15 protein-coding genes and 1 tRNA gene are annotated in these 19931 nt (G+C 41.9%); 9 read left to right on the forward strand and 7 right to left on the reverse strand.

Going from position 1 to position 19931, the window contains the following annotated elements:
- Positions 1 to 75: 75 nt before the first annotated feature.
- The 3 genes from eno (at position 76) to ispD (ending at position 2711) form a co-directional block, all read left to right on the forward strand.
- Entirely contained in the window at positions 76 to 1392 is a 1317-nt protein-coding gene (gene eno / locus B3S92_RS00730; protein ID WP_296201873.1) for a phosphopyruvate hydratase, read from the forward strand.
- Between the two features lie 189 nt (positions 1393 to 1581).
- Positions 1582 to 1935, forward strand: a complete 354-nt coding sequence (locus B3S92_RS00735; RefSeq protein ID WP_296201875.1) for an FtsB family cell division protein — start codon at positions 1582 to 1584, stop codon at positions 1933 to 1935.
- A gap of 47 nt (positions 1936 to 1982) precedes the next feature.
- On the forward strand, positions 1983 to 2711 hold the full coding sequence (gene ispD / locus B3S92_RS00740) for a 2-C-methyl-D-erythritol 4-phosphate cytidylyltransferase (RefSeq protein WP_296201877.1): 729 nt from the start codon (positions 1983 to 1985) through the stop codon (positions 2709 to 2711).
- 199 nt (positions 2712 to 2910) lie between these two features.
- On the opposite strand, the gene B3S92_RS00745 is transcribed toward ispD, so the two are convergent.
- From B3S92_RS00745 to pyrC, 3 genes are all read right to left on the reverse strand, one after another.
- Positions 2911 to 2986: transfer RNA gene (locus B3S92_RS00745), tRNA-Glu, on the reverse strand.
- A gap of 175 nt (positions 2987 to 3161) precedes the next feature.
- Positions 3162 to 3815 carry a ribonuclease T gene (gene rnt, locus B3S92_RS00750; protein WP_296202123.1) on the reverse strand — a complete coding sequence of 218 codons (654 nt, stop codon included), beginning with the start codon at positions 3813 to 3815 and terminating at the stop codon, positions 3162 to 3164.
- 262 nt (positions 3816 to 4077) lie between these two features.
- Positions 4078 to 5184 carry a dihydroorotase gene (gene pyrC / locus B3S92_RS00755; RefSeq protein ID WP_296201880.1) on the reverse strand — a complete coding sequence of 369 codons (1107 nt, stop codon included), beginning with the start codon at positions 5182 to 5184 and terminating at the stop codon, positions 4078 to 4080.
- A 501-nt stretch (positions 5185 to 5685) separates the two neighbouring features.
- Here pyrC and B3S92_RS00760 point away from each other — a divergent pair.
- Positions 5686 to 6918 carry an argininosuccinate synthase gene (locus tag B3S92_RS00760; RefSeq protein WP_296201882.1) on the forward strand — a complete coding sequence of 411 codons (1233 nt, stop codon included), beginning with the start codon at positions 5686 to 5688 and terminating at the stop codon, positions 6916 to 6918.
- A gap of 136 nt (positions 6919 to 7054) precedes the next feature.
- Here the strand turns inward: B3S92_RS00760 and accC are convergent, their stop codons facing one another.
- The 3 genes from accC to B3S92_RS00775 all read right to left on the reverse strand — a co-directional run bounded on the left by accC (position 7055) and on the right by B3S92_RS00775 (position 10423).
- Entirely contained in the window at positions 7055 to 8404 is a 1350-nt protein-coding gene (accC, locus tag B3S92_RS00765) for an acetyl-CoA carboxylase biotin carboxylase subunit (RefSeq protein WP_296201884.1), read from the reverse strand.
- A 15-nt stretch (positions 8405 to 8419) separates the two neighbouring features.
- Complete coding sequence (accB, locus tag B3S92_RS00770) at positions 8420 to 8839, reverse strand: acetyl-CoA carboxylase biotin carboxyl carrier protein (RefSeq protein ID WP_296201886.1); 420 nt, start codon at positions 8837 to 8839, stop codon at positions 8420 to 8422.
- 204 nt (positions 8840 to 9043) lie between these two features.
- Complete coding sequence (locus B3S92_RS00775) at positions 9044 to 10423, reverse strand: MATE family efflux transporter (protein WP_296201887.1); 1380 nt, start codon at positions 10421 to 10423, stop codon at positions 9044 to 9046.
- A 408-nt stretch (positions 10424 to 10831) separates the two neighbouring features.
- On the opposite strand from B3S92_RS00775, the gene hemW reads away from it, so the two are divergent.
- The 4 genes from hemW (at position 10832) to B3S92_RS00795 (ending at position 15718) form a co-directional block, all read left to right on the forward strand.
- Positions 10832 to 12082, forward strand: a complete 1251-nt coding sequence (gene hemW / locus B3S92_RS00780) for a radical SAM family heme chaperone HemW (protein WP_296201889.1) — start codon at positions 10832 to 10834, stop codon at positions 12080 to 12082.
- 82 nt (positions 12083 to 12164) lie between these two features.
- On the forward strand, positions 12165 to 13754 hold the full coding sequence (gene glpK / locus B3S92_RS00785; protein WP_296201891.1) for a glycerol kinase GlpK: 1590 nt from the start codon (positions 12165 to 12167) through the stop codon (positions 13752 to 13754).
- Between the two features lie 120 nt (positions 13755 to 13874).
- Positions 13875 to 14918, forward strand: coding sequence for an endonuclease/exonuclease/phosphatase family protein (locus B3S92_RS00790; RefSeq protein WP_296201893.1), 1044 nt, complete (start codon positions 13875 to 13877; stop codon positions 14916 to 14918).
- A gap of 113 nt (positions 14919 to 15031) precedes the next feature.
- Positions 15032 to 15718, forward strand: a complete 687-nt coding sequence (locus B3S92_RS00795) for a TetR/AcrR family transcriptional regulator (protein ID WP_296201894.1) — start codon at positions 15032 to 15034, stop codon at positions 15716 to 15718.
- Between the two features lie 77 nt (positions 15719 to 15795).
- On the opposite strand, the gene B3S92_RS00800 is transcribed toward B3S92_RS00795, so the two are convergent.
- Positions 15796 to 17763, reverse strand: a complete 1968-nt coding sequence (locus B3S92_RS00800; RefSeq protein WP_296201896.1) for a TonB-dependent receptor plug domain-containing protein — start codon at positions 17761 to 17763, stop codon at positions 15796 to 15798.
- A gap of 336 nt (positions 17764 to 18099) precedes the next feature.
- On the opposite strand from B3S92_RS00800, the gene B3S92_RS00805 reads away from it, so the two are divergent.
- Complete coding sequence (locus B3S92_RS00805) at positions 18100 to 19794, forward strand: mechanosensitive ion channel family protein (RefSeq protein ID WP_296201898.1); 1695 nt, start codon at positions 18100 to 18102, stop codon at positions 19792 to 19794.
- The last annotated feature ends 137 nt before the right edge of the window (positions 19795 to 19931 follow it).

Genomic DNA, 19931 nt, shown 5'->3' on the forward strand with positions numbered 1-19931 from the left:
GAGTAACCCGCATTGCTTTGGGTAACCTGCTCGAAATTTATTCTTATTACTTAATTAAAGAGGCTTGTAGACGCTATGTACGCAGAAACTTTTACTAACGCAACTGAAATTCAAGACATTCGTGCTCGTGAGATTTTAGACTCACGTGGTAATCCAACTATTGAAGCCGATGTTATTTTAGCAGACGGTTCTATGGGCCGTGCAGCTGCACCAAGTGGCGCCTCTACTGGTTCACGTGAAGCTTTAGAGCTACGTGATGGTGATAAGTCTCGTTACTTAGGGAAAGGGGTTATCAAAGCCGTTTCTAACGTAAACAGTCAAATCAGAAGCGCTTTACTAGAAAGTGATGCCACAGATCAGCAAGCCATTGACAACCGTCTGATCGAGCTTGATGGTACTGATAATAAAGACAACTTGGGTGCTAACGCTATGTTAGCTGTGTCATTAGCCACTGCTAAAGCTGCTGCTATCTCACAAAACATCCCATTACACCAGTACATCGCAAACTTACGTGGTCAAACTTCATTGACTATGCCAGTGCCAATGATGAACATCTTAAATGGTGGTGAGCACGCAGATAACACTGTAGATATTCAAGAATTCATGATTGAGCCAACAGGTTTCAGCAGCTTCTCAGAAGCGCTTCGTGCCGGTGTTGAGATTTTCCATAGCTTAAAGTCAGTGCTTAAAGCTCAAGGTCTAAACACAGCTGTGGGTGATGAAGGTGGCTTTGCGCCAAACTTACGCAGTAACGAAGAAGCGATTACTGTTATTCTACAAGCCATTGAGCAAACAGGTTATAAAGCTGGTAAAGACATTCACTTGGCTCTAGACTGTGCGGCCAGTGAGTTTTACAAAAATGGTCAGTACATTTTAGCGGGCGAAGGCAACAAAACTTTTGATAGTCAAAGCTTCTCTGATTACCTAGTAAGACTAACTGAACAGTACCCAATCATCTCTATCGAAGATGGTCTAGATGAGTCAGATTGGGATGGCTGGGCTTATTTAACCAGTAAATTAGGCGACAAAGTACAGTTGGTAGGCGATGACTTATTCGTAACCAACCCAGCTATTTTACAAGAAGGTATTGATAAGAAGATTGCTAACGCTATCTTGATCAAGTTCAACCAAATCGGTACATTATCTGAAACTTTAGACGCTATCTATTTAGCGAAAGAAAATGGCTATGCTACGGTTATCTCACACCGCTCTGGTGAGACAGAAGACAGCACTATTGCTGACTTAGCGGTAGGTACGGCAGCGGGTCAAATCAAGACAGGTTCTTTATGTCGTTCGGACCGTGTGGCTAAGTACAACCAACTATTACGCATCGAACAGCAAGTTCGTGCCAGCTACCGTGGTCGTGAAGAATTCATCGGCTTACGTGGCTAATAAGACCCCTAGTTTTTATTAAACTAGTTGTCGAAAGTTAATAGTAGATTGGGTGGCTGTCCTAAGGATACCACTCAATCTTGCTATTATAGACGGCACAAATACTGCTATACTTTTGTAGCAAGCTGTATTTTATTCTCAGCCATTATTATATTCATGCTCACTCTTTAATTTATCCTAAGTCCTCTTATGAAATATTTTAGCCAATTTATGTTGTTTTTAATTGCTGTTGCGGTACTGCTAGGCTTGCAATATCAGTATTGGCTAGGTAAAAGTGGGCGCGCAGGATTAGAGAAGCTGCATTCAGAAATTGAAATTCAGCAGCAGATGAATGATCAGAAGATGGATGAGAATAAAGTATTGCGCGCTGATGTGAATGATTTAAAAAATGGGTTAGAGGCCGTAGAAGAGCATGCCCGTCTAGATCTGGGATTAATTAAGCCAGGCGAGACTTTTGTGCAATTGTCGACTGCACCTACTACTCATAGCAATCAGCCCACACCGCCTGTTAATCCAGAGGATGCAATAGAAAGTATTCCTTAGTGTTTAACGTCTACAATTTTAGTTTATAAATTCAAAAGTGATTTATTTTGACCGAAACTACCTCTGACTCAGTTAGCATAGAGTCCACCTCACCCCAAGTATTTAGCCTCATTGTCGCTGCTGGCAAGGGCAGTCGCTTTGGGTCTGACATTCCCAAACAGTATACAGCAGTGCATGGCAAGACAATCTTACAGCAAAGCGTTGCCGCTTTAGCATCTAGTAGTTATATCAAGCAGTTGCTTTTGGTTATTGCAAAGGACGATGACGTTGCCAAAAACCTAGACTTTAGCCTGCCGGTAACTTTTACTTATGGCGGTGCTGAGCGTTGGCAGTCGGTTCAGGCTGGGGTAGAGGCAGTATTCGCTGCTGGGGCGAAAGATGAGGATTTAATCCTGATTCATGATGCGGCTCGCCCTTGTGTATTGGCAAAACACATTGATTTGGTGATACAGGCGGCAATGCAGCACCCTTATGGGGCAATCTTAGGGGTTCCGGTAGCAGATACCTTAAAGAAAGTGAGCGTAGAAGGCGATATTCAAGCCACTGTTGATCGAAGTAGCCTATGGCAGGCTCAGACCCCTCAAGTGTTCCGAGCCGCCAAATTACGCCAAGTTTTGCGCTATGTGGCAGATGAGGGATTGATGATTACTGATGAGGCCAGCGCTTTTGAAGCCATGGGCCATAGCATTAAGATTGTGCCCGGTAACAATCAAAACTTAAAGCTGACTTATGCCGAGGACTTAACTTTAATCGAGAGTATTCTTAGCAGTCGTTAACAGGGTGGTATGATAATTAGTCAGCAAAGCTAGTTGTGCAAGGGGCAGTTTAAGAAGTTGAATAACTCACTGCTAATAATCAGCTGCCAAATAATAAAGTTATAAAATTAACGCATAAAAAAAAGCCAAACTCAAAGAGTTTGGCTTTTTTCGCAAGCAAAGATCAATCGGATAATGCTCACTTAGATAACACAAATAGTGGTATCCCGTAGGGGATTCGAACCCCTGTTACCGCCGTGAAAGGGCGGGGTCCTAGGCCTCTAGACGAACGGGACACAGACCACTTCGACCGCTTTCACCGTTAATGTCGAAGTGGTGCGTATTCTAATGATTAACCTAGGAGGTGTCAACCCTTTTTTTTAAAAAATATGAAAATATTGCAAATAAAATTCAAAATCTTAATTTATAGGCTGTTTTCACCTTATTTAATGGATTTAAAGCCTAGTTTTTCTAATCTTTAGACTCTACTTCTTCTTCTGCATTATCTACTAGATTGTGCATAGCATTTTCTAGCATTGGATAATTATTTAAGATGTGACAAAAAAGCTCCGCAGTCTTTTGGGTATCGTAAAGGGCTGAGTGAGCCTCTGTGCCGCTAAATTCAATACCTGCCGCTTTACAGGCTCTGGCCAACACAGTTTGACCAAACGCAAGCGCAGAGAGGGTAACCGTGTCTAACACGGAAAACTGATGAAATGGGTTGTGATTTTTACTATTGGTACGCTCAATAGCGGCATTTAAGAAGGAGAGGTCAAAGTGGGCATTGTGGCCAACTAAGATACACTTCATGCAGTCGTTGTCTTTACGAACCGCTTTTAGCTCTTTGAAGATACGACGCAGAGCTGGTTTTTCTTCTTCAGCAATGGCCTTACGCATTGGGTTATTGGGATCAATACCGGTAAAGTCTAAGGCGCGTTGCTCAAGATTCGCTCCCTCGAAAGGATTAAGGTGAGCATTCAGAGGCTCACCAGGGATAAATTTACCCTGCTCATCCATAATAATAGGAATACAAGCCAACTCCAGCAGAGCATCCGTTTTGGCATCGAAACCGGCAGTCTCAACATCCACCACGACAGGCAGAAATTTACGGAAACGATCCACCATTTTTAGTACAGGCTGCTGAGCAAAGCCATTGCCGTTACTGCTCTGTTCTGCATTAGTAACATCTGAACTGCTTTCATTAGAGGAGGTATTGCTACAAACTCTGGGTTCGCTACTACTGTCATTTTGGTAGTCTTCGTCAGTTATATTAGAGTGAGTCATAAATCGAAATCGCATTAATAGTGTCAAATAAAGGAAGGGCTTAGAGCTAATCTAAGCCGCAAAATCGAAGTTTATAAATTGGTCGTTTTAAGCGTGATAAGCGTTAATCTTGTTTAATAGACCATGGCAAACTCTCGCCTGCCATTAATGGGGTTAGCGTTTGCTGATCCATATAGGAATAGCTATTGGGGACTTGCATCGGCTCATTAACTAGAGTTATGCGCTCTTCATTCACTGGCAAACCATAAAACTGGGCGCCAAACTGACTGGCAAAGCCTTCCAAGCGATCAATCTTACCGACGCTATCAAAAGCTGTGGCGTATAAAGGTAGCGCAATAGAAGCAGAATAACAGCCAGCACAGCCACAAGCATTTTCTTTAGTATGGGTGGCATGAGGGGCAGAGTCAGTGCCTAAGAAAAACTTAGGATTGCCACTGGTGGCCACATCGAGTAGGACTTGCTGATGCTGTTGACGCTTCAGAATAGGCAGGCAGTAAAAGTGTGGTTTTACCCCGCCTACCAGCAAATGGTTGCGGTTAAATAGCAGATGCTGCGGGGTGATAGTTGCGGCCACGCGCTCACCTTGCGATAAGACGAAGTCGGCAGCATCGCCCGTAGTGATGTGCTCTACCACAATCTTCAACTCTGGGAACTGAGTCACTAAGCTATTTAAAGTGGTGTCCACAAACTGTTTTTCTCGGTCAAAAATATCGACATGAGAGTCAGTAACTTCACCATGGATAAGCAGTGGTAATCCATGTTTTTGCATCGCTTCAAACACATCGTTACGAGCATTAAGATTGGTTACGCCATCGTCTGAGTTGGTGGTTGCCCCGGCAGGATATAACTTAACCGCTTGGACAATCCCTGATTCCGCCGCTTGTTGAATGTCTTCTACGCTAGTGGTATCAGTCAGGTATAGGGTCATTCGAGGGTCAAAAGATTGCTTATAGCGCTCCTCAATGTCTGCTTGCTGTAAAGCTTGTAGTATACGTTCCCGATAGGCCTGAGCGTCACTGGCATTTTTGACTGGAGGAACTAGGTTTGGCATACAGATGGCACGCTTGAAGCTTTGAGCGGCGTGAGGCACAGTGGTCTTTAACGATTCTGCATCTCGTAAATGAAGGTGCCAGTCATCTGGGCGAGCAATAGTGATTTGACGTGGTGTGCTGTGAGCAGTTTCTGAAGTTGAAGAGGTATTAAGAGTCATAACTAAAAGCCATTGTTATTGAAGTTATTGGATACGGATAGAAAAAGCGTATAGCAGTAATGGATTTGTCGTAACTTATTTTTTTAACTTAATAGGTCTAAAATTATAGGGCTAGTGCATAAAAATAGTATTAAATAAGTAGCTATGTAATGATAACAGGTTTTAGCAATAAATTCGGCTATTGGCTAAGTTAAGCAGCAGGTTTTTGCCAATTAAGGGTAGGGTAGTTTTGGTCTATAAAAGCATTAAAAGCAGTAATATAGGCCTGCTTAGCTTTAGTTGCTTCTATAAATAGTGTAAACTGAAATTAATGAGTGCATTTATTTATAGAGCTATAAATAAAAGATTGGCACTCATTTTTAGGTAATCTTTTTAGGAAAGGATATAGGGCAGTGGTTTGGCGAAAGGCCCACTAATTCCACCCCATATTCAAACTACTTAAGGCCCACACTTATATAGTATAATTTCTAAAGTTCACACTCACTCGATAAAGGATGCACCATGTCGATCGAAAAAGATAAAATCAATAAAATTGTTTTGGCATATTCAGGCGGTCTTGACACCTCAATTATTGCTAAATGGTTGCAAGATACTTATGACGCTGAAGTAATCACTTTCACTGCAGACATTGGTCAGGGTGAAGAAGTTGAGCCAGCTCGCGCTAAAGCAGAGGCCATGGGTATCCAACATATCCACATCGAAGACTTACGTGCAGAGTTCGCTCGTGATTACGTTTTCCCAATGTTCCGTGCCAACGCAGTTTATGAGGGTGAGTATTTATTAGGGACTTCTATCGCGCGTCCTTTAATCGCCAAACGTTTGGTAGAAATCGCTAAAGAGCACAACGCTGATGCCATTAGTCATGGTGCTACTGGTAAAGGTAATGACCAAGTTAGATTTGAGCTAGGTGCCATTGCTTTGGCCCCAGAAGTGAAAACCATTGCTCCTTGGAGAGAGTGGGATTTATCAAGTCGTGAAAGCTTAATGCAATATGCTGAAGAGCATAATATTCCTATCGACTTTGCGGCCAATAAGAAAAAATCACCTTATTCTATGGATGCCAACCTACTGCACATCTCGTATGAAGGCGATATCTTAGAAGATCCATACGCAGAAGCTGAAGACGATATGTGGCGCTGGTCAGTAAGCCCAGAAGAAGCCCCAGATACGCCAGAATACATCGAGTTAGAGTATGAAAAAGGCGATATCGTAGCGGTTAACGGTGAAAAGCTAGAGCCTTATGAGGTGATGATTAAACTAAATGAGCTAGGCGGCAAGCATGGTATTGGTCGTCTAGACATCGTTGAAAACCGTTACGTAGGCATGAAGTCTCGTGGTTGTTACGAAACTCCAGCCGGTACAATTATGCTAAAAGCGCACCGTGGTATGGAGTCACTAACTCTAGACCGTGAAGCCGCTCACCTAAAAGATGAACTAATGCCTCGTTATGCAAAAATTATCTATAACGGTTATTGGTTCAGCCCAGAGCGTCAAATGCTACAAGCTCTAATCGACAAGTCACAAGAATATGTGACTGGTACCGTTCGCATTAAGCTATACAAAGGTAACGTTAGCGTTGTTGGCCGTAAATCTCCTTACTCACTATTTGATGAGAAGATTGCAACCTTTGAAGATGATGCCGGTGCTTATGATCAAAAAGACGCAGAAGGCTTTATCCGTCTAAATGGTCTACGTCTGTCTATCGAAGCCAGCCGTGGTCGCGACTTGTCTTAATTGACAGGTTAGCTAACAGTTAACACCAAAAAGGCAGAAGTGATATCTCACTTCTGCCTTTTTTATTGCGATAAGATTTTGCTAAAATATAAGAGAAACTACTATTAACTAGAAGCGTTATTCTTTTTTCCCTTTTTTATTTGGACTTTTTTGGTAGTAAGCACGATTCTAAATAATGGATGTTTTGCGCTTGAGAGACGAACTTAGGGTCTTTTAGAATAAGATCACGATGCAAAGGAATGTTGGTTTTCACGCCTTCAATAATCAGCTCATCAAGGGCATGTAAGGTCTTAGCAATGGCCTGCTCACGGGTCTGACCGTGACAAATAAGTTTACCAATTAATGAGTCATAGTAGGAGGGAATCTCATAGCCTGGGTACAGGTGAGACTCAAATCGCACTCCAGCTCCGCCGGGCATAAAGTATTGAGTGACTTTACCCGGAGAGGGAGCAAAGGTTTGGGGATCTTCCGCATTAATACGACATTCAATAGCATGGCCATGTACGCTGATATCGCTTTGACGGTAAGATAAACCGTAGCCTGCAGCAATACGTAATTGCTCGACCACAACATCAATCCCTGTGACCATTTCAGTAATCGGATGCTCGACTTGAATACGGGTATTCATCTCAATAAAGAAAAACTCACCATCTTCAAATAAGAATTCAAAAGTACCCGCACCGCGATAGCCAATATTTTCACAAGCTTTAACACAGGCTTGTAAGATAGGCTCACGGATATCATCAGGAATATCAGGCGCTGGGGCTTCTTCTAATACTTTTTGGTGACGACGCTGCAATGAGCAGTCACGGTCATATAGATGAATCGCATTGCCGTTGCCATCGCCTAAGATTTGCACCTCAATGTGGCGTGGGTTTTGTAGATAACGCTCCATATAAACGCTGTCATCCCCAAACCAAAGCTCGGCTTCTTGCTTAGCCGCTTGCACTTGTTCATTGAGCTGATCAAAGCGCTCAACGATACGCATACCACGACCGCCACCGCCAGCTGCGGCTTTAATTAATAGGGGGAAGCCAATATTTTTTGCTTGTTCTTCAGCATTATGTAAGGTAACAGTACCGACTGAACCTGGCACAGTAGGCACACCGGCTTGTTTCATCGCATTGATGGCAGAAACTTTATTACCCATTAATCGAATATGATCAGGATGGGGGCCCACAAAGGTTATGCCAGCTTCTTCAATGTTCTCAGCAAATTCGGCATTTTCTGCTAAAAAGCCATAACCTGGATGAATCGCATCGCTTCCAGTAATTTCAGCGGCAGTAATGATAGCCGCTGTATTTAGATAGCTTTGACTGGCATTAGGCTTACCAATACAGACGGCTTCATCCACAAAACGCAGATGCATTAAGTCTTCATCCGCCGTAGAGTAGACACCAACAGTTTCAATGCCCAGCTGCTTGCAGGCACGCACGATGCGTAAAGCAATTTCACCACGGTTGGCGATAAGCAGTTTTTTTATCATCTAGGGGCCTATCTCTTAGCTTCTATAACGGATAACGGGTTGGCCAAACTGTACCACATCGCCATTTTCTACCAAAATAGCATCAATAATACCGCTTTGAGTGGCCTCTAATGGGTTCATAATTTTCATAGCCTCAATAATACCCAGGGTATCACCGGCCTGAACTTTTTGACCAGGGGTTACAAAGGGAGGATCATTTGGGCTAGGAGCCGCATAAAAAACGCCCACCATTGGTGAGGTTTCCACGCTGCCAGTGTGTACTGCTTCAGACTGGGGCTCTGAGATATAAGCCGGGCTAGCGGCCATCATTGATGGCATAGGGGTGTTGTAATGTCGAGTTAGACTGACACTATCTTCCCCGGTTTTAATCTCAAGATTAACCAGGTCTTTTTCTTCCATTAGCTCAATGAGCGTACGAATTTTTTCAATGTCCATACGGTTACCTACAGGTATTCTTATAATATTAAGCATATTGTAACAAATTTTGTCGCGTCTGATGAGTGACAAATGATGTATTTAAGTTTCAATAGCCCATTTAGGTCAAATATACATTAATCTACTGCTAAAATTTGTACAAAACTTACCAAAATAATCCAGCGAGAGCTCAGCTGAAATTATCTCAAACCCTATAATAGCCAATTATCGGGTAGGTCTAGCTTGGATATCTAATACTTGTCGTTGACGATATATCAGACGTAGGGTCAATAACACAGAGGATAGAGTCAAGCCGGTAACCAAAGCAATCCAAAACCCTTGCGCGCCGGTATTGGTAAATCGTACCAGATAGGTGCCTAACGGCAAGGCTATTAGCCAATAGCAGAACAAAGTAATCCACATGGGTACTTGTGTGTCTTGCATTCCTCTTAATATCCCAGCGATATTTACCTGCCAGCCATCTACCAGTTGATAAGCAATGGCAAATAATAATAAGAACATGGCTTGCTTTTTAACTGCAGGGTTATTGGTAAATAGGTCAGCTAGGTTTTCTCTAAATAACCAAATGCCGAGCATACTACATAAAGCAATACACACCGTCCATATCAGTCCGGTACGCTGAACCTGTTGCAATGCCAGCCAGTTTTTCTCACCATAACGATTGGACACCATAATGGTTAATGCCATCGCCACAGACATAGGAATCATGAACAGCTGTGAGGTGACGGCCATAGCCACCTGATGTGATGCCACGGCAATGGCTCCCAAAGGGCTAATAACAATAGAGGCTAAACTAAACAAGCTGGCTTCAAAGAAGATGGAAACACCAATAGGGACTCCTAAGCGCAGCAGTTTACCAATTTGTTGGCGATCAGGCTTAGCAAAGCTATAAAAGAAGCGGGTTTCATTAAAGCTTTTATGTTTAGATTTAAGCAAATATAAAGACAGTAAAATCACGTTTGACCATAACACACAGGCTGTTGCTAAACCGCAGCCGGCACCGCCCAATTCAGGTAAACCAAAGAGCCCATGAATAAAGATATAGTTAATCGGGATGTTAATAAACAAACCAATTAAGCTGATGACTGTTACTGGCTCTGGACGTCCCAATGCTTCGCAATAACTTCTTAAAACCGCATAACAGGCAATGGCCGGAAAACCCCAAGCCACAAATCTTAAGTATTGGGCTGCTTTGGGCTGAATGTCATCAGGAACGCCCATTGCCCCCAGCACATTAGGGGTTAATGACACCACGACTAAGCCCAAGATGCCAATTAAAATAGCGGCCCATAGGGACTGCTGAGTAATATGAGGCACATTGTGTGGAGTCTTTTGGCCTATTTGCTCCCCGATTAATGGGGTAGTGGCAATTAAGATGCCTGTCGCCAATAAGAATAACGGCAACCAAATACCGGAGCCGATAGACACAGCGGCCAAGTCTAAAGCAGAGACACCGCCCGCCATAATGGCGTCTACCACACCTAAAGCGGCTTGGCAAAACTGAGTAATGAGGATGGGAAGCACCAAAGTGCCTAGGCGTAAGCTGTGTTGTTTAAACTCAGTGAAGGATAAATTAGACAACATAAGTAAACTTCTAAAGTTAGGTTTGTTTGAAACTGCTTTGATAATAGGAGTCAGGGCTTAAGTAGAGATTTTGATATTGATATAAATAAATAACCTGCCATAGGGCAGGTTAGGGGGCTTTTTACCTTCAGATAGACCTTTAATTAACTTTACGACTGTTGCCTTGAAATTTACAAGCTTTAGGCTAGGTTATTAAGGGTCAGGTACGCGGTTATCAAGATATCAACTTAATTGCTCTATCATCCCATTAGTGAACACGTATAATAAGCGTATTGATAAACTATTAGCTTCGCTCTTACGGTTTGCTTTGTTCTTGCCCTCTAGGGCCAATATAGAATCAAAGAGCTTCAATTAAAATAAAAGCGTGACTATAACACTATCTGCCAACGAGTATAAGACCCAATCTTTATGTCGCAATTAATAAATGTTTCAAAAATTCCCTTAGCCCTTTATATTCACATTCCTTGGTGTGTGAAGAAATGTCCTTATTGTGACTTTAACTCACACACACTGCCAGTTGACGACAGCTCATTGTCTAATCAAATAGCCCCTCAAGCTGCTACAACAGATAATAATAAAGCATTGGCCGATGATCATTTTGCTGTTTATGTAGAAGCTTTAATTGAAGATATAAGCTCACAGCTGCCACTAATTCAAGGTCGAGAAATCACCTCTATTTTTATTGGTGGTGGCACGCCCTCGCTATTACCTATTAAACAGTACCAGCGTTTGTTTGATCATCTAAAATCAGTTTTACCCTTAGCCAGTGATTTGGAAGTCACTATGGAGGCCAATCCAGGCACTTTAGAACACGCTCCGTTCGAAGAGTATCTCAAGGTTGGGATTAATCGACTTTCCATGGGAGTGCAAAGCTTTTCAGACAGTAAGCTTGAGTCTTTAGGACGCATTCACAATGCCAATCAAGCTCAGCTGGCCACTCAAGCGGCTAAGAGGGCTGGGTTTAAACGAGTGAATATCGATTTAATGCACGGCCTCCCCAATCAAAGCCTTGCAGAGGCCTTATATGACATTGAGCAGGCTCATCAAGCGGGTGCCACCCATATCTCTTGGTATCAGCTGACAATTGAACCCAACACCGTGTTTTATAGAAATACACCAGTACTGCCCGATGACAATGATTTAGCCGATATCGAAGAGCAGGGCAGTGACTTATTGACCCAACTGGGCTATAAAAACTATGAGGTATCCGCTTGGGTTAGTGAGCAGGATACTCAGTGCCGTCACAATGTGAATTATTGGCAGTTTGGAGATTACTTAGCCATTGGGGCAGGCGCGCATGGCAAAATTACTTTGGTTGAAGAGGGTGTTTATCCAGAGTTTGAGCGGGGTATTTATCGCTTTAGTAAAACTCGATTGCCAAAGGACTATATGAATTATGAAGGGTTTCCTAAGATGGTTGGTTTCTCACCCATTGCTGATGAAGACTTGAGTGGCGAGTTTATGATGAATGCTTTACGCTTAAGCTCGGGGGTACCATTAGCACTGTATAATGATAGGACCGGATTATCAGCGGCAGAAATCACCCCCATTATTGAGCGTTTACAGCAACAAGGGTTATTGGTAAATAAGGCGGATTTAATTCAGCCCACTTCTTTAGGTAGACGCTATTTAAACCAAGTATTACAGGCGTTTTTATAGCGTTTTAGCCTTTTCATAGGGCTTAGCCACCTCGTATTTTAAAGTAATTATTTTGAATTTGTATTATCAGGGAGACTGCATCATGGCAGGTTATATATTAGCGTTGGATCAGGGCACCACCTCAAGTCGTGCCATTATTTATGATGACAGAGCCCGTCCAATACAGATTTCACAAAAGCCGACTGTTTTATCGACCCCGAAGGCAGGCTATGTTGAACAAGACGCAATGCAGATTTGGCATACTCAAATAAGCTGTGCTCATGATGCGATTAACCAGGCTGGCTTGTTAGCGACAGATATCACCAGTCTTGCCATAACCAATCAACGCGAGACTATTGTGGTATGGGACAAGCGTACGGGTAAGCCATTAGCCCCTGCTATTATTTGGCAAGACAGACGATCTGAGAGTTGGTGCGAAAACTTACGACAGCATAAAGTAGACGGCTCCGAGATGAGTATGCAGCAGCATGTACAATCAATCACTGGGCTACGTATAGACCCCTACTTTAGTGCCAGTAAGATTGTCTGGCTACTGGACAATCATCCCAACTTAAAAGACAGAGCACAGCGCGGTGAAGTGGCTGTGGGTACCATCGACAGTTGGCTCATGTTTAAGTTGACAGGGGGCGAGCACGTGATAGACATCACCAATGCATCACGTACTCTAATGTATGATATCAATAAGCTAGAGTGGTCAGAGGATCTGCTAGCTAAGTTTGATATCTGCAAAAAAATACTGCCCAAAGTTATTGCTTCTGATGGCGACTTTGGTAAGACCAAAAAAGGTTTGTTTGCGAAACAAATTCCGATTCAAGCGGTGTTGGGAGATCAGCAAGCTGCGCTATTTGGTCAAGGCTGCGTCTCTACAGGTATGGCAAAAAACACCTATGGTACGGGCTGCTTCATGCTTATGAACATTGGACATGAAGTGCAGCTAAGCCAACACCAGCTATTGACTACCATAGGCTGGCAACGCCGTCAAAATAGTCCCCAATTATTGGGCGGGGCAGCTGAGCATACCTCGTTATCAAAATTGGTTAAATCCGGCCAGCGCATTCTAACGCCTTCTAAGCGTGAAGTAACTTACGCCCTTGAAGGCAGTGTATTTATGGCAGGCGCTATTGTGCAGTGGCTGCGGGACAATATGGGGCTGTTTAATAAATCCCGAGACATTGAAAGCCTAGCCAAAGAGGTGGAGTCAAGTGAGCAAGTAGTACTGGTGCCCGCCTTTACCGGACTCGGAGCGCCTTATTGGCGCTCAGACATTACGGCTAGTATTTCAGGTATGACCCGAGGCAGTACCAAAGCTCACATTGCTCGAGCTGCTTTAGAGTCAATAGCTTTTCAGACTTATGATGTTTTAACTGCGATGCAAAAAGACAGTCCTAGCCCATTGACGGAGCTTAGAGTAGATGGTGGAGCGGCCAATAATGACTTGTTAATGCAGTTTCAGGCAGATATGTTAGGGGTGCCTGTGCTACGACCAAAAGATACTGAAATTACTGCCAAGGGTGCTGCTTTATTAGCTGGGATTACTTCTGGCTTATATGATGAAGCAACCATTGATGACAGCTGGGATTTAGATAAGCGCTTCGAGCCCTTAATGCCTGAAGAAGAGCGCGAGGAGCATTTAGACAAATGGCATCAAGCCATAACTAAAACCTTACAGTAGATTACTTACACTAGTTAGAAGGACATCAGTTAGAAAGCCATCGTTAGTAGCTGTAGATTGTTGATGAAACTGAGCCAACTAAACTGACCCATTGTGAGTCAAAAGAAAAGGACAATCGTAATGAGCCAAAACAACAAATTCCATAAAAATAAAGACCAAGAAATGGACAAGATATTTTATATAGCCACCAGTAATTTATTGAACTTTGCTCTTCCTAATCGCAGCTATTATGACAACATGCAGCCCTATACCAATGAGCAATATAACCGTAAATTAAATGGATTATATGAGCTGTTGAAGAACGCTAAGTCGGACATTTATGCTTTCCAAGAGGTGTGGGATGAAAAGGCACTGCAAGATTTAGCTCTTAAGTTGGGATTTGAGCCTTCACAAGTATTGGCCCCTATGGCCAGTAATGATCCTGCCAGCACACTGACTTTGGGGCAGGGAGCTCAGGATACTCCCGCTTTAGCCATTATCACTAAGCATAAAGTCTTGGAGTGGCAATTACTAACAGATTTTCCAGAGTTGGCAGTAGTAGATATTCCGGATGAAGGCCCTTACAGACGTTTTAATCGTCCTCCTCTGGTCGCGACTCTAGAGGTTTATGGTCAACCTATCACAGTTATTACTACGCATTTAAAAAGTAAGCGACCTCATTATTTGAGAGATGCACAAGGCAATCGTTTAGAAGATTATGATGATCCACTACTGCGGGTACGCGCCAAGCTTAGAAGCTTATGTATGCGAGCTGCTGAAGCGGCAGCTTTAAGACTGTTTATGATTGATATCTTACATAAGACCCGTCACCCGCTTATTTTGTTAGGAGATATGAATGATGTCACAGACAGTGTGACTACTCAGTTATTAGCAGAAACCAGTGAGGTAATCTATGATAAAGCAATGCGAGATGTGGCGTTGTTTGATGCCGCCCAGGTGCAGACCAGCTATGGCTGGATGAAGGATGTGGCCTATACTCATCTGTACCAAGGTATGCCGGAAGTTATCGATCAGCTTTTTGTCTCTGAAGAGTTTCTAGTCGATGGTAAATTTTCACTGGGGGAGGTGGAGCGGGTAGACTATTTTAATGACCATCTTAAGCAAGACTATGAAGATCGATTCTCTGATCACGGCATTGTCCGCGCGAAGATTAAGTTAAAATAAATATAATAGAATTAACGCACTAGTCAATAACCACGAGCGCAGAATGGTGTTACAATAAAACAAATAATGTAGAGATTAGGCCTTCCTAACGATTACTAATGAAGAGGCTTCCTATGAAAGAAGGATGTAATGATCTAATTAATGACGTCCTTGTTGACTCAGAATTAGCAAAAAAGATTGTACCCAATAAGTTTAAGCACACGAGTAAACAAGGTAGAATTCGGCGCCAAAAGTTACTGATGGCAGCTAAGAAGCTTAGTGAAAGGCATAATATTCAAGATATTACTTTGGTGGATATCTGTGAAGAGGCGGATATTCCCAGAGCATCTGCGTACCATTTTTTTCCAAATGTAGAGGCCATCTTCTTAGCGCTACGTTTCTTGAATTATATAGATACTTTGCAGGCATTAGAAAAAATCGAAGTTTCTAGTTTTGATCGGTGGCAAGATTATATTACTGAGCTATTACAGCAGTCAGTAAAACTATTTAACAATGATGTGACTAAGACTAAGCTGATGTATGGTATAAATAGTCCCGACTTCGACAGTAGCGATTATGAAGATCAGGTGGATCATAGTATGGTGGGTATGCTTTTTGAAAAATTGTCTAGCCACTACAATATGGAAAGCTTTAAAGATATTGAGGAAAAGATTTTGATCGCTTACCATATGATTCATAGTATATTTTCTTTATCTTTTAAGCAGTATGATGAGATTACCAAAGAGATGAGCGAAGAAGCCGTTACGGCTGCTATTGCCTATTTACGCTGTTATCTACCAGAAGAGTTGCCTCTTAAATAAAAGTATCTGATTAATCAAAAAAACCACCCTATTGGGTGGTTTTTTTAATGACTAATATTTTATAAGTTAACTATTTTCTACTTCCAGGTATAGGTTAGTGACCCAAAATAGTTTGTGCCATCTGTAGCATATTCATTACCAAACTGGTTAGATAATGTATAGTCTTCATCAGTAATATTATCAATTCTTAAGCCAGCAGATAAGTTTGGTGTAAAATGATAATTACCAGCTAAATTAAGCAAAGTATAATCGTCTAGTTTCACTTTTGCACCGTCAGAGTTGCGTTCATCGTTATACTTGGCCTCTAAACGAACATCGAACTTAGGTTGTTGATAACCCACATACAATAAAGCACTATTTTCAGGACGATGGTCTAGCTGTTTACCATAGGTATTTGAACCTTTAGTGTCATCTTCAGCTTTAAGGTAATCATAGCCTAAACCAAATAAAAATGAATCATAAATCCAATCAGAAGTTAAGCTGACTCCCTTGATTTTAGCTTTACCAATATTTCGACCACCTGTAATCAAGTCTTCAGCGTCCGTATGGTAACCAGTTAAGCGAGTGGCTTGTAAGTTATTGGCAAATTCAAAGAATAGCTCAGTTGTCTCAGTGGTTTCAGGTCTTAAATCTGGGCTTGAGGCACCAGGCCAATACAGGTCATTAAAGGTAGGTGCTCTAAACCCAGTTGCATGGTTGGCGCCCACTCGAAATCCCTTAGCAGGCTTGATAGCAAAGCCTAAGTTATAAGTATGTTTATTACCATATTGAGAGTAGTCGTCAATACGGTAATTGGCTTGGAGATCGTAATAAGCATCTGTTAACTGGTAACCCATAAAAGCACTTTTTACCTTTCTGTCACTGGGTTTGTAAGGGGTAACCATAGGTGGCTGCGGATAATTTGAAAAATCCAGTACATCTGATGCGTCTAGCTCCTGTGACAACCATTCAACACCGACAATAGCTGTTCCAGGTTGAGCATTTACCCTAGTTTCTAAGCGTGCTTGTTTTTGTGTAGTATCAAACTTACTACCTAGTTTATAGTTAATAGAGTTTGAATCATGAGTAGTGGTTTTATCAAAAGTTTGCCCATAACTTAAAGTGGTAGAGGTCAATTCAGTCTGGTAATTAAGATGGCCATTAACACTACCATTCTTTTGGTCTGCATAAGCATTTGGGAAGGCATTTCCTGCAGAATCAATATCTGTTGTAGAGTCAGAATAAAGCGCAGTAATACCAGCACTTAAATCACTAGAAAGGTTATGTTTAATAGCTAAGCTAGCATTGGTTGACTCAAACCCATCATTATCAGGATAGAAGTCATAAGAGTTAGTATTTTTTATAGCATTAAACCCATCAGTTTCAGTGCGGCTTACTCCTAAGCTTAAAGAGCTAGTATCATTTCCATATTGAGCTGTGGCACCCAAATTATAATGGCTATTTGAGCCTATACCTGCTGTAATTGAACCTGTTGCACCAGTTACATCTGAGCCATCTTTAGTAAAAATTTGAATGATACCGCCCATAGCATCAGCACCATAAATACTAGAACCTGATGCTCCATAAACTACTTCAATTCTGTCAATTTGATCAGCAGGTAATAAACTTACAGAAGGTTGACCTGTGCTAATTGAACCATATCGAACCCCATCAATCAGAACTAAAACCTGTTTACTATCAAAACCACGCATGTAAAAGTTACTAGTTGAGCCCATGCCACCACTATTAATAACGTTAATACCCGCTTGGTTTTTAATAACATCTAAAACGGTCTGGCCCTGATACCGTTTTAACTCTTCACTATCAATTACGCGAGTTTGAGCAATGGTGTTGTTAACAGCAGTCGGAGTACGTGTTGCAGTAACCGTGATCTTTGGGAAATAAGCAATAGGCATATTATCTTGTGTAGCCAGCTCGGTTTCGGCAGCTACGGCAGGGACACAGGCCAAAGCAGAAGCCATTAAAGCCCAAGTGCCTTTATTTAAATGTGATTTCCTAGAATCCTGAATAAGGCTTTTGTACAAAGTGCTATAAGAAGTTGTCATGACTAAACCCAATTAGTAAACAAAAGTTACATTAAAGAAAGAGTACCGCTATTATCCCTGATTTTTACAATAATTAAATAACAAATAGACGAGAATTACTCATGTCTTAATTAATAACATTCAACTTAAGCTTTATTGTTATATAAAGTTAGACAAATTAGGGCCAAAACTTGATAGAGTCCAGTTAATATACAGTTTCCATAAGTTCTACATATTATTAGCAGTAGCAGGCATGATAAAATCAGGCTTCAAAAAAATTGTCTATTTATTTATCGAGGCTGTGAAAGTAACGAAGTCATCAAGCTTCCCCAACATCCCAGCATTAGGCTATAAAAAATGTTTTTTTCTAATCTTAAATCTCTTCAAATTGACCAAAATGAACAAGCCCTAAGCTCTCATGCTTGGGTGAAAATAATTTTTGGTTTACTCCTAGCTGTAGCGTTGACCTTGACGGGTACTGCTCAGGCGGCAGATGAGGAGTCGGCGTTAACAAATGGCGGCTCACAAGCCAGTGAGGAAGAAGTAATTGACCCATTTGGTCGTCAAACACCGCGTAGTACGGTGCAAGGATTTATTAAGGCATTGGCTGAGAATAACTCTTCTTTAGCAACAAATTACCTAAGTCTGAATGCCGGAGAGAACTCTGTTGAGTCTGTGCGTCAGCTTAAGTTAGCGCTTGATACCGGAGGACGACTGGATGCCGAGCTACAAATTGACAATACCCCTTCAGGAAATTTAGCGGACCAACTGCCATCAAACCTTGAGAAAGTAGGGACGATTACAGCGCCTGATCAAGTAATTGATATTTTGTTAGTAAGAAAGGTAAGCGAGCAAGGAGGGCAATACTGGCAAGTATCCAGCGAAACACTGCAGGCTATTAGAAACTCCAATATAGCCGCTAAACCGTCTCTTATTGATAAATACACCCTAAAGCCTCTGCAAGATAAAATGATTGGGGGGTACAATCTGGCAGATATTTTTGCAGTGTTTTTATTGGCACTGATATGTGTCGCTGCCTCTTATGTATTTTTTGCAGTACTTTATTTCATCTTTAAAGCTTACTACCCTAAGGTGCGTAATAAGCCTTTGCCAATAGACATTAAGTTTGTTTTACCATTGGCGTTGGTAATGACCTCTCTGATTTTATATGAAGTTATGGTCTATGCTGGGGTTTCGGTAACCGTAAGGGAGCCTGTCAACCGTATTAAAGATATCGTGGGCTGGTTTGCTTCAACTTGGCTACTGTTAAGAGTGGTTGATGCTATATTCAGCCGTGCAGAGCGCCAGAGCTATAAGAAAAATCAGACCGAGCGGGTATCGATATTAAGCCTACTGCATAAGATTATTAAAACGTTGCTCCTTATTTTGGCATCGATTTTTATCTTCGGAAACCTAGGGTTTGATTTAACCACAGGTATTGCGGCACTGGGGGTCGGTGGTTTGGCATTGGCTTTAGGTGCGCAAAAGATGATTGAAAACTTAGTGGGTAGTGTGGTCGTGGTTGCAGACCAGCCCGTACGAGTTGGAGATTATTGTAAATTTGGGGAATTAGAAGGCACAGTCGTTGATATTGGTATTCGCTCGACGAGACTGCGTACCCTAAATAGAACCATCGTCACTGTACCCAATGGTGAGTTCTCCTCAATGTCCATTGAAAACTTCGCTTCTCGGGACATGTTCCACTTTTTACACAATATATATATTAAGCGCAATGTCGATGCGACAACTTTAGAGAACTTCTTAAAAGAGATGGAAGAGTTCTTGGTGAATCATGAGCTTACCAACTCAGAGTGGACTCAAGTTAGAATTGCGGAGCTACGCCAAGACAGTATGGTCATTGAGTTCCGTGCTTATATTTATGCTTCAGGCGCTGACGAGTTCTATGATAAGCAAACTCAGCTATTAATTGAGATCTTAAAAGAGATTGAGAAATATCCAATAGAACATGCTTTAGCTACTCAAAGAATGATTGTGGAATCTCCTGATCAAGACAATGCTGCTTCACTCTTTCAAGTAGAAGATGAAGATTGATGGTCTTGAATTGTTTCAAGTTTTAAGTTAACTGCATTAAAAGCAAAAGCCACTAGATTCACTAGTGGCTTTTGTTTTTAAATAAGGTTAAGTTTTAAGTTCTATACCGCAGTTATTAGCGGATAGTTATTAGTTTA

This window comes from Psychrobacter sp. UBA3962 (assembly GCF_002385225.1).
GTDB lineage: Bacteria > Pseudomonadota > Gammaproteobacteria > Pseudomonadales > Moraxellaceae > Psychrobacter.

Excerpts from the sequence above, each read along its gene's own strand:
- B3S92_RS00795 (WP_296201894.1), top strand. The coding sequence starts at position 15,032 with ATGAAAGAAGGATGTAATGATCTAATTAATGACGTCCTTGTTGACTCA.
- hemW (WP_296201889.1), top strand. The coding sequence starts at position 10,832 with ATGTCGCAATTAATAAATGTTTCAAAAATTCCCTTAGCCCTTTATATT.
- B3S92_RS00790 (WP_296201893.1), top strand. The coding sequence starts at position 13,875 with ATGAGCCAAAACAACAAATTCCATAAAAATAAAGACCAAGAAATGGAC.
- B3S92_RS00735 (WP_296201875.1), top strand. The coding sequence starts at position 1,582 with ATGAAATATTTTAGCCAATTTATGTTGTTTTTAATTGCTGTTGCGGTA.
- B3S92_RS00800 (WP_296201896.1), bottom strand. The coding sequence starts at position 17,763 with ATGACAACTTCTTATAGCACTTTGTACAAAAGCCTTATTCAGGATTCT.
- rnt (WP_296202123.1), bottom strand. The coding sequence starts at position 3,815 with ATGGTGGATCGTTTCCGTAAATTTCTGCCTGTCGTGGTGGATGTTGAG.
- accC (WP_296201884.1), bottom strand. The coding sequence starts at position 8,404 with ATGATAAAAAAACTGCTTATCGCCAACCGTGGTGAAATTGCTTTACGC.
- eno (WP_296201873.1), top strand. The coding sequence starts at position 76 with ATGTACGCAGAAACTTTTACTAACGCAACTGAAATTCAAGACATTCGT.
- glpK (WP_296201891.1), top strand. The coding sequence starts at position 12,165 with ATGGCAGGTTATATATTAGCGTTGGATCAGGGCACCACCTCAAGTCGT.
- B3S92_RS00805 (WP_296201898.1), top strand. The coding sequence starts at position 18,100 with ATGTTTTTTTCTAATCTTAAATCTCTTCAAATTGACCAAAATGAACAA.
- B3S92_RS00775 (WP_296201887.1), bottom strand. The coding sequence starts at position 10,423 with ATGTTGTCTAATTTATCCTTCACTGAGTTTAAACAACACAGCTTACGC.
- B3S92_RS00760 (WP_296201882.1), top strand. The coding sequence starts at position 5,686 with ATGTCGATCGAAAAAGATAAAATCAATAAAATTGTTTTGGCATATTCA.
- pyrC (WP_296201880.1), bottom strand. The coding sequence starts at position 5,184 with ATGACTCTTAATACCTCTTCAACTTCAGAAACTGCTCACAGCACACCA.
- accB (WP_296201886.1), bottom strand. The coding sequence starts at position 8,839 with ATGGACATTGAAAAAATTCGTACGCTCATTGAGCTAATGGAAGAAAAA.